Annotated in this window: 10 protein-coding genes and 3 tRNA genes; 11 read left to right on the forward strand and 2 right to left on the reverse strand. The window is 26.8% G+C overall.

The annotated features are described in order from the left end of the window. Positions 1–26 precede the first annotated feature (26 nt). The 9 genes from AAT22_RS00200 to AAT22_RS00240 all read left to right on the forward strand — a co-directional run bounded on the left by AAT22_RS00200 (position 27) and on the right by AAT22_RS00240 (position 7,329). Positions 27–103 (forward strand) — tRNA-Ile (locus AAT22_RS00200). A gap of 5 nt (positions 104–108) precedes the next feature. Further along, positions 109–184 (forward strand) — tRNA-Ala (locus AAT22_RS00205). A 229-nt stretch (positions 185–413) separates the two neighbouring features. Further along, complete coding sequence (locus tag AAT22_RS19215) at positions 414–569, forward strand: hypothetical protein (protein WP_172654992.1); 156 nt, start codon at positions 414–416, stop codon at positions 567–569. Between the two features lie 158 nt (positions 570–727). Beyond that, positions 728–1,171 (forward strand): hypothetical protein, encoded by a 444-nt coding sequence (locus AAT22_RS00210; protein ID WP_016209166.1) that lies wholly within the window; start codon positions 728–730, stop codon positions 1,169–1,171. Positions 1,172–1,270: 99 nt separating this feature from the next. Beyond that, positions 1,271–1,714: a VanZ family protein gene (locus tag AAT22_RS00215; RefSeq protein WP_046999877.1), complete on the forward strand. Its 444-nt coding sequence runs from the start codon at positions 1,271–1,273 to the stop codon at positions 1,712–1,714. A gap of 657 nt (positions 1,715–2,371) precedes the next feature. After that, complete coding sequence (gene fusA / locus AAT22_RS00225; RefSeq protein ID WP_046999878.1) at positions 2,372–4,447, forward strand: elongation factor G; 2,076 nt, start codon at positions 2,372–2,374, stop codon at positions 4,445–4,447. A 108-nt stretch (positions 4,448–4,555) separates the two neighbouring features. Then, positions 4,556–4,792: a hypothetical protein gene (locus AAT22_RS00230; RefSeq protein ID WP_016209162.1), complete on the forward strand. Its 237-nt coding sequence runs from the start codon at positions 4,556–4,558 to the stop codon at positions 4,790–4,792. 97 nt (positions 4,793–4,889) lie between these two features. Further along, positions 4,890–6,131 (forward strand): competence/damage-inducible protein A, encoded by a 1,242-nt coding sequence (locus AAT22_RS00235; RefSeq protein WP_046999879.1) that lies wholly within the window; start codon positions 4,890–4,892, stop codon positions 6,129–6,131. A gap of 265 nt (positions 6,132–6,396) precedes the next feature. Then, positions 6,397–7,329 (forward strand): type II CAAX endopeptidase family protein, encoded by a 933-nt coding sequence (locus tag AAT22_RS00240; RefSeq protein WP_046999880.1) that lies wholly within the window; start codon positions 6,397–6,399, stop codon positions 7,327–7,329. 74 nt (positions 7,330–7,403) lie between these two features. On the opposite strand, the gene AAT22_RS00245 is transcribed toward AAT22_RS00240, so the two are convergent. Next, complete coding sequence (locus tag AAT22_RS00245; RefSeq protein WP_016209159.1) at positions 7,404–7,838, reverse strand: hypothetical protein; 435 nt, start codon at positions 7,836–7,838, stop codon at positions 7,404–7,406. 153 nt (positions 7,839–7,991) lie between these two features. Between AAT22_RS00245 and AAT22_RS00250 the strand changes: the two genes are divergently transcribed. Together AAT22_RS00250 and AAT22_RS00255 are read left to right on the forward strand one after the other, a co-directional pair. Beyond that, a tRNA-Phe gene (locus tag AAT22_RS00250) sits at positions 7,992–8,067 on the forward strand. A gap of 359 nt (positions 8,068–8,426) precedes the next feature. Next, the gene (locus tag AAT22_RS00255; protein WP_242835170.1) at positions 8,427–8,630 is read left to right on the forward strand and encodes a hypothetical protein; all 204 of its coding nucleotides are present in this window, start codon (positions 8,427–8,429) and stop codon (positions 8,628–8,630) included. Positions 8,631–8,660: 30 nt separating this feature from the next. On the opposite strand, the gene AAT22_RS00260 is transcribed toward AAT22_RS00255, so the two are convergent. Continuing rightward, complete coding sequence (locus AAT22_RS00260) at positions 8,661–9,338, reverse strand: uracil-DNA glycosylase (RefSeq protein ID WP_016209157.1); 678 nt, start codon at positions 9,336–9,338, stop codon at positions 8,661–8,663. Between the last annotated feature and the right edge of the window lie 489 nt (positions 9,339–9,827).

A 9,827-nucleotide genomic window follows, 5' to 3' on the forward strand; every position in this document is an offset into this window, starting at 1 on the left:
GAGAGTAGAACGTTGCCAGGTAACATGGATCTTTAGCTCAGTTGGTTAGAGCAACCGGCTCATAACCGGTCGGCCCGGGGTTCGAGTCCCTGAAGGTCCACCATATTTGGGGGTATAGCTCAGTTGGGAGAGCACTTGCCTTGCACGCAAGGGGTCAAGGGTTCGAATCCCTTTACCTCCACCAAAGAAGTTATGTTATCATAGCTTCTTTTTTTTATTAAAATTTTAGGTTATTAGTCATATTATACAATTTTAAATAATAGTATGACTATGTATATATGTACCAAATGTCGAAAAAGTTTTAAAATTTTCTAAAATTTTAATTAGGAATAAGCTGAAAAATAATATATAATTAATATATGATATCAAATGTAAAAGTTTTAAGGTCTTATCCTTAGATGGGGAGTGTTGTTATGGGTAAGAAGGATGATCTAGAGCAAAGATTAATAAAATTGAAGTTAGAGAAAAGAGAGCTTGTATTAGCAGGTAAAAATACAGGCAAGATAGACGAGCTTATAAAAGAAGTAGAAGCAGCATTAAAAGAATTAAATGAATTTTGTAATAGTTAAAATATTTAATGGATCTAAATTATTAAATTTAGATCCATTTTACTTTTTAAGATATATGTATATAAAATTAATGTAAATAATAAGAATAAAGTAATATATTTAGGCATATTAAATTTGTAGAGAGATAATCTCTCTAAATAAGGAGGGTGGATTAGGAAATGATAAGAACTTTTGTATGTGAAAAAGAAGGATGTAGCGGAAATAGATTTTTTCTTGAAAGTGAAGAAGATAAATTACATTTAATTTGTGCTTATTGTAAATCTAAATATGATATTGATGTATCTACTCAAGACTTTACGATGTTGCCTAATTGTTCAAATTGTAATAATGATACATTTAAAATATTTAGAGATATAGAGAATAAAAGTATCTATGCTAAATGCTCTAAATGCGGATCTGTTCCGGAAAGAATTTATATAGACTCAGATGGAGTTCAGGTTTCATATGAAGCTAAGTTATTAAATGATATAAAACAAATAATGAATTTAGTGGAACAAAGAATATATAATTTAGAGGTAAATGTTAAAGACCTAGAAAGAGGACAGAGTATGCTAGAACAATCATTAGCATATATTAACAGATATTTGGTTGAAAAGGATTGATATTAAAACTTTATTATACAGTTATCAATATAATATGCAAAAGATTATTAACTTAATGTATAATAGTTATATATAATCATTATACATAAGGAGATGTTTATGAGTAAAAACAAAAAGATAATATCATGGATAATGCTGTTAATATGGATGAGCATAATATTTTACATGTCACATCAGCCAGGAGATATTTCTAGTGGTCAAAGTGATTTGGTTGTAAAAGCACTTAATTTTATAGGAATAGAATTAAATGAATATTTTGGTGAGCTTACTACCCTTATAGTTAGAAAAGTCGCTCACTTTTCTGAATATCTAATACTATTTTTATTAGCTTGTAATGTTAGCAAATTCTATATTAAAAATAAGAAGAATATGATATATTCAATTGTATTTGTGTTTTTATATGCATGTACTGATGAAATACATCAATATTTCATTCCTGGAAGGAGTATGTCATTTAAAGATGTATTAATAGACACATCTGGAGCCATTATTGGATATTTAGTAATAAAATTAATAAAAGCAATTAAGATTAAAAAAGATTGAGTTAGGATGTTCAGCAATGGATGTCCTTTTTTGTTTGAAATGATTAATAGTTACTTGTGGAATAATATATGGGTTTTTAAAGCAAAAAGTAAAGAAATTATAACAACTTTTAAATTTATAGTTATAAATTTAGTTACTCTTTTTATAAATAATATACTTCGATTAATATTAGTGGATAATTTAAATTTCAATGCCTCTCTTTCTCAAATAGTATCCATAATATTTACTATGAGTATAAACTTTCTAGGAAATAAATTATGAACATTTAAAAAGGAAAATATTTAAATAAATATTTATTTAAATATGATTATATACAAATAGATATGTTAAAAATTAAGATGACAGTAAGTGTAGCTATAATATCTAGATAGATACGCTTTTTGTACTTATTTTTATAATTACTGAATAAAGATAAATATAAGATAGAACAAGGATTAATAATCTGAATATTCTGGAAAATAAAAAAAGTTTATGTTATTCTATAATTAATAAAATAGATTAAAACCTGCACTTAAGATGGATTTATTAAAAATATAACCACAGATTTAAAATTTATAAACATAAGAATTTTCCAATAATGCTAATTGAAAAAAATTATTTAGATTTTAAATGAAAGGTAGGTGAATCATAATATTTAATCAAATATTATGAAGTAGTATGAAAAATTACACAATAAAAAATTTAAGAAATATTGGTCTCATTGGCCATGGAGCATCAGGAAAAACTTCACTGGTAGAAGCATTACTATTTAATACAGGAAATACTGATAGGTTAGGGAAAATAGAAGATGGAACAACAGTAACAGATTTCGATCAGGAAGAAAAAAAGAGAGGGATTTCTCTTTCAGTTTCTATAGCTCCAATAGAAGTAAATGAAACAAAAATAAATTTAGTAGATATACCTGGTTATTTTGACTTTTATGGAGAGCTAATACAAGGTATGAGAGCTGTAGATGTAGCAACTATAGTTGTATGTGGAGTATCAGGGGTTCAGGTTGGAACTGAAAAGGCATGGGATTATTGTAATAAGATAAAGTTACCAAGAACATTTTTTATAAATAAATTGGATAGAGAAAACTCAGATTTTGATAAAACATTAGCTCAGTTAAAAAAGAAGTTTGGAATAAGTGTTGTTCCAATTCAATATCCATTAGGATCGGAAGATAATTTTAGAGGCGTGATTAATGTTATATCAAGAAGAGTTAGAATTCATGATGCAAAAACCAATAAAATTCAAGAAATGGAAGTTCCAGAAGAGCTTATAGAAAAAATAGATGAATGTAAGAGAATGATTATGGAAGCAGTAGCAGAGACTAATGAAGAGCTATTAGATAAATACTTCAGTGAAGGGGAACTAAGTGATGAAGAGATTTATAATGGACTTATAGAAGGCTGTGCTAATGGAGAAATAGCACCAGTTATGTGTGGAAGTGCTTCAAAGGTTATAGGAATGAAATGTTTTTTAGAGGATGTAGTAGAATGTTTTCCATCACCTAAATATTCAATTCCCCAAAAAGCAGTATCAATGCAAAATGGTGAAGAGGTTTTCATAAAATTAGATGAAGATAAGCCGTTTTCTGCATTAGTATTCAAAACTATAGCGGATCCATTTGTTGGTAAAATATCTTTATTTAGAGTTATAACAGGAAAATTATCTAATGAAATTAATGTTATAAATAGCAATAAAGATAAACCAGAAAAGTTAGCAAATATATTCTTCATGAAGGGAAAAAACCAAATATCGACAAGAGAAGTTGTAGCAGGAGATATAGCTGCTGTTGCTAAGTTACAGTACACGGAAACAGGAGATACTTTATGTGATATAAACAATAAAATTATATATGATAAAATGAATTTCTCCAAACCATCTATGTCAATGGCAGTACTACCAAAATCCAAAGGTGATGAAGATAAAATATCTAGTTCACTTCAAAGATTATTAGAAGAAGACCCTACATTTACAATTTCAAGAGATACAGAAAATGCAGAAACGATAATATCTGGTATTGGAGAAACTCATTTGGATGTCATAGCAAGTAAATTGAAAAATAAGTTTGGAGCTGAAGTGGTTTTAAGACTTCCTAAGATACCATATAGAGAAACTATAAAGGGAATTGCAGATGTTCAAGGTAAACATAAAAAGCAATCTGGAGGACATGGACAATATGGAGATGTAAAAATAAAATTTGAACCAAGAAAAGACGGAGGAAGTGAATTAGAATTTGTAGATAACGTAGTAGGTGGAGTTGTTCCAAGAAACTTTATACCAGCAGTAGAAAAAGGTCTTAGAGAATGTATAGAAAAAGGGGTTTTAGCAGGATATCCTGTTGTTGGATTAAAAGCAACATTACATGATGGTTCATACCATCCAGTAGATTCATCTGAAATGGCTTTTAAAATGGCAACATCTATTGCATATAAAAAGGGATTAGAACAAGCAAAGTCAATTTTATTAGAACCGATTATGCATGTTGAAATATTCGTACCAGATGAATATATGGGAGATATAATAGGAGATGTTAATAAAAGAAGAGGTAGAGTTTTGGGCATGGAACCAGATGGGAACTTACAAAAAATCATTTCAGAAATACCTTTGTCAGAAATGTTTAAGTATCCTACTGATTTGCGTTCAATGACTCAAGCAAGAGGAAGCTTTACTAGTGAGCTTGAAAGATATGAAGAGGTTCCAGAATTAGAGGCTAAAAAAATAATAGAAGAAGTTAGAAAAAATTAACTATAGGCATAGTGAATAAATAAAGAATTATTAAGAAAAAATAATATAAAATAGATAGAAATGTTACGGAGCAAATCCTATACAAAAGATAAATATAGGAGGTACACTATGCCAGATTATAAAATGGATATAAATGGAGGATTAGGACTTAGTGAATATAGTAATATATTTGACTACATGGGAGTTGTAGATAAAAATGATAATTTTACAATAACACTAGATAGCGTTGATAAAAACAATATAAAAATTATAACCTCTATGCTTAAGGATAGTAATTTTTCTATTTTAGAAGAAGGTATAAATCAAAGAGGTGAATATTATATTAACGCTAACAAATATAAGTAAATATAAGGCTATTAATCTATGGATTAGTAGCCTTTAATAATTTATGGTAAAATATTTATATGAAATTAAGTATTGAATAGGAGGATAAAGTGAGGAAATGAAAGCAGAAATAATAGCTATAGGGACAGAAATATTATTAGGAGATATAGTTAATACAAATGCACAATTTTTGGCTAAAGAATTAGCAACTTTAGGGATAGATGTATATCATCAAAGTACAGTTGGTGATAATGAAGATAGAATTCTTAATTCATTTAGAGAGGCTTTTGATAGATGTGATTTAGTTATTACTACAGGTGGGCTAGGACCAACTCAAGATGATTTAACAAAAGAGTTGGGAGCTAAATTTTTTAATAAGAAATTAATACTTCATGAACCATCTTTAGAATGGATAAAAGCATATTTAGATATGAAAGATGAAGCTGTAGTAGAAGCTAATAAAAAGCAAGCATATTTTCCAGAAGGATCTATAATCTTACCTAATCCTAATGGTACAGCTCCAGGATCTATTATATCAGTAAATGATAAGATTCTAATAATACTACCTGGACCACCAAGAGAAATGGAACCTATGTTTAATAATCATGTAGTAAAATATTTAGAAAATATAACTGGTGAAGTTATAAAATCTAAAACTCTAAGATTATTTGGAATAGGTGAAAGCTTAATGGCTCAGAGATTGAGTAATTTAATAGAAAATAGTACAAATCCCACAGTGGCTCCTTATGCTAAAGATGTTGATGTTACCTTAAGAATAACAGCAAAAGGAAGTAGTGAAGATGAATGCAATAATTTAATAAATCCCATATGTACTGAAATAAAAGAAAATCTATGTGAATATATATATGGAGAAGATGATGAATCATTAGAATTTGTTGTTTCTAAAATGTTATGTGATAGAAAATTAAGTATTTCTACTATTGAGTCATGTACAGGTGGAATGGTAGCAGCAAGTTTAATATCATATCCAGGAATATCAGATGTATTTAAAGAAGGAGCAATAACTTATTCAAATGAATCAAAGATTAAAAGAGCAGGAGTTAAAAAAGAAACATTGGATAAGTATGGTGCGGTGAGTGATGAAGTTGCAAGAGAAATGGCAGAAGGTATTGCTAAAGCAACCAACACTGATATAGCAATATCAACTACAGGCATAGCAGGTCCAGGTGGTGGAACAAATGAAAAGCCTATTGGATTAGTTTATATAGGAATATTTATAAAAGGTAATATTATAGTAAAGAAATTTAATTTTACAGGAAATAGAGAGCGTATAAGAAAAAAAACTACAATGAATGCATTAAATATTTTAAGAAAAGAAATTTTAAAATTAACTAAATAAGGGGAATAAAATAATCCCCTTAGATACATTTAAGTAAGAAAGGAGATTATTTTTGTATATAAATAAAATGGGGGAGAGGCGATTAACTGTGGAAGCCTTCTCGCTTCATTATAATTATGTCCCTTAAGATATAAACTTATACATTAATATTTATAATAAACGTAAATAATAAGATATATATAATTTATCATAAAGATTTAATATGACAGTATACTTATATATCTTAAATAATTATTAATTAAATACTATAAACAAGGAGATAAATATGAAAAAAATTTTTAAGGTAAATTTATATTTTTTAGTCATACTAATAATAGAAATATTGGCTCCACTACTTTTAAGGCCTTTTTATATTAAAATTGGATTATTAGATACAAGGCTAATACTTCTTTTTAATCATATAATACTATTCTTATTACCGGCAATAATATATTTATTATTAACAAAATCATCATTTAAAGAGACTTTAAAGCTTAATAAGTTAGAGCTGAAAAATATTTTATTAATTATGTTATTAGCATTCATAGTTCAACCTATAATGACGTTTTTTTCGCTAATTTCTACGTTTTTCTTTAATAACGAAATTGGCGCATTCATTACAGAAATAACATCAACACCATATATATTATTATTGGCACTTGTTGCACTTTTACCTGCGATAACTGAAGAAATTACAATAAGAGGAATAGTGCTTTCTGGATATGATGATAAGAACAAGTATGTTGCAGCAATAATAACAGGTTTATTTTTTGGAATTTTACACTTAGATCCACAACAGTTTTTATATGCTACAGTATTAGGATTTATAATGGCATTAGCTGTAAGAATAACTAACAGTATATTTGCATCTATGATAATACATTTCATAGTCAACGGTACATCAGTAACTATGGCAAAGATAGCTAATTATGTTACAAAGGCATTAGCAGTTAGTAATGAAACTACAGAACTTACATTAAAAAATATTTCATACTCAGAAAAAATAACATTGGTAATAATATATGGATCTATAGCTATAATTTTTGCAGCTATTTCATTCGCAATAATATATGCATTGGAAAAGATAAATAGCAAGAAAAAGGTGGAAGATGTGGGGATTTCTACAGTAGCATGTAACAATAAGAATGAAAGAATAATAAATATCCCATTTATTCTTTCAATAATATTATATATAGTTATTATGATTAGAACTGTCTAAGATATAATAAAAATGAATCTATAAAAATATATACTTTTTTACGAATTTATATTTTATAGATTCATTTTATACATTTAGTTAGATTTAATTAAAGAAGAGGACTCACTATAGAATATAGAAATATCTTTGGAATTAATCCATCCTCTACAATTTATACAATTGTCTATTGGTAAGTTTACATAATACCAAGTTTGGTTATTTATTTCAGCTGAATCTAATATTATAACTTCCATACGAATATTAGTTTTTCTAAGTATTTGAGACGAATCTAAAGGTGCTATATACAACTTAGAATCAGTAGCGATTATTCCACTTTTATAAGAGGGATTAATAAACCTTATGGATAAATTAGTCTCAGGTCTTTTAAAAGTATCATATTTATTTCTTATAATGTTATATTGATTTGAAGTTATCATTAATTGTTTTTTTATTAAAGCTAGTTTTCTATCATAATAAAGATAAGTAGCTACTAATAATATTATAAGTAAGATAAATAATATATATTTCATGGTACACTCCTAGTAATACTATAATTTATTATATTTATACAAATTTATAAAAATAACTTAAATCATTAAATATATTAGTTATAAAATTTATAAAATAAAATTACTAAAAACGTTGACATATTATAAAAAATTTTATAAAATATAAATCGTTAAGGCTCGATAGCTCAGTCGGTAGAGCAGAGGACTGAAAATCCTCGTGTCCCTGGTTCGATTCCTGGTCGAGCCACCAGGAAAACTAACTAATTTTACTTAGTTAGTTTTTTTTATGTAAAAATATGTTCATATAAAATTAACTATCATTTCTAAATAAATTAAAATACAAAAAGTAAAAAAATGATTTTAAAAACGAAATAAAAAAGTATATGATACCTCTTTATAAGTTAATCATAATGATGTAAAATATTGCTATAATTAATTTTACTTTAAGTTTTAGTTAAGAAATATTTAAGAAGTAAGCATTAAAATAGAAATAACAGATATTTTAAATGTATTATTCAACTTAAATAAGTTTATTAAGTATTTTACTTTAAATTAGAAGACTATTAATTACAATATTAATATTTAAAACAAGAAATTCAATTAAGAGAGGTGTTTAGTTTGGAAAAGTTAATTTTATCTGATGAAGATTATGATTATTTAGCAAAGGGTATAGCAATAGGTGCTGGGATAGGTATATTCCTAGGAATTTTTATAGACAATATAATATTAACATTTTCGGCAGGCACTGTAATAGGAATAATATTTTCAATAGGATATTCATTTTATAAAAAAAACAAAAATAAAAATAAGTAAAAAAGGCATAAAATATTATGCCTTTTTTATTTAAATATTTTCTATTTGCCAATTTATAGGTGAGATGTTAATTGACTTTAAAAATTCATTTGTTTTAGAAAATGGTTTACTTCCCAAAAAACCTCTAAAGGCAGATAATGGACTAGGGTGGGGAGAAGTAATTATAAAATGATGTCTGTTTGTTATAAGATTCTTTTTAATTATTGCAGGGTTTCCCCATAAAATAAACACTATAGGCTCTTTTCTTTCATTAAGTAATGATATAATCTTATCAGTCAGTATTTCCCATCCAATATTCTTATGAGAATTAGCCTCATGAGCCCTAACTGTTAAAACCGTGTTTAATAGTAAAACTCCTTGATCAGCCCAATTTTTTAAAAATCCATTATTAGGTATGTAACAACCTAAATCATCGTTAAGTTCTTTGTAGATATTCATTAATGACGGTGGAATTTTAACTCCCTTATTAACAGAAAAAGATAAACCGTGTGCTTGGTTTGGACCATGATACGGATCTTGACCTAGAATAACAACTTTAACATCTTTAAAAGCTGTAAAATTTAATGCGTTAAAAATATTATGCATATCAGGATAGATAGTTTTTGTTTTATATTCTGATACTAAAAATTTTCTGAGGTTTTGATAATAGTCCTTATCAAACTCATCTTGTAATAATTCTTGCCAATCATTATTTAATATTTTTTTCAAAAAAATCACCTCCATATAAATAATTATATATATTATTACGTATTAAACAAAGAAAAATACTATATGTTATGAGAATCTTCGACAAAAACGCTACCTAGAATATCTTTATAAGTAATTTGTAATAAATAAAAGGATAATAAAGAAAATAAGGTATAAGTATGAATAAAATAGGTAAATATAGAAATACTAAACAAAAATAACGTGATACTATGTAACTCGTCACTTATGAAATAGATAAGTTAAACAGTTGATTAAAAAAAGTTAAAAAGATTGTTGACAAGGAAATATATAAGTGATAAGATAATGAAGTCGCTTAAGGGCGATGAAGAAAATGGTCTTTGAAAATTGAACAGAAAATAAGTTAAGTAAAATAAACCAGCAATTCTTTTAGAAGTCTTAAGTGAGAATCTAAATTTAAATTTAGTTATTCGAACTTACAACGCTGACAATAGTAAGCGTTGTTGCATTAAAAGACTCAAAGTAATTTGA

This window comes from Clostridium sp. C8 (assembly GCF_001010885.1).
In the GTDB taxonomy this organism is placed as follows: domain Bacteria; phylum Bacillota; class Clostridia; order Clostridiales; family Clostridiaceae; genus Clostridium; species Clostridium sartagoforme.

Coding starts and splice junctions, on each gene's coding strand:
- AAT22_RS00210 (WP_016209166.1), top strand. CDS start 728: ATGATAAGAACTTTTGTATGTGAAAAAGAAGGATGTAGCGGAAATAGA.
- fusA (WP_046999878.1), top strand. CDS start 2,372: ATGAAAAATTACACAATAAAAAATTTAAGAAATATTGGTCTCATTGGC.
- AAT22_RS00245 (WP_016209159.1), bottom strand. CDS start 7,838: ATGAAATATATATTATTTATCTTACTTATAATATTATTAGTAGCTACT.
- AAT22_RS00240 (WP_046999880.1), top strand. CDS start 6,397: ATGAAAAAAATTTTTAAGGTAAATTTATATTTTTTAGTCATACTAATA.
- AAT22_RS00215 (WP_046999877.1), top strand. CDS start 1,271: ATGAGTAAAAACAAAAAGATAATATCATGGATAATGCTGTTAATATGG.
- AAT22_RS00235 (WP_046999879.1), top strand. CDS start 4,890: ATGAAAGCAGAAATAATAGCTATAGGGACAGAAATATTATTAGGAGAT.
- AAT22_RS00230 (WP_016209162.1), top strand. CDS start 4,556: ATGCCAGATTATAAAATGGATATAAATGGAGGATTAGGACTTAGTGAA.
- AAT22_RS19215 (WP_172654992.1), top strand. CDS start 414: ATGGGTAAGAAGGATGATCTAGAGCAAAGATTAATAAAATTGAAGTTA.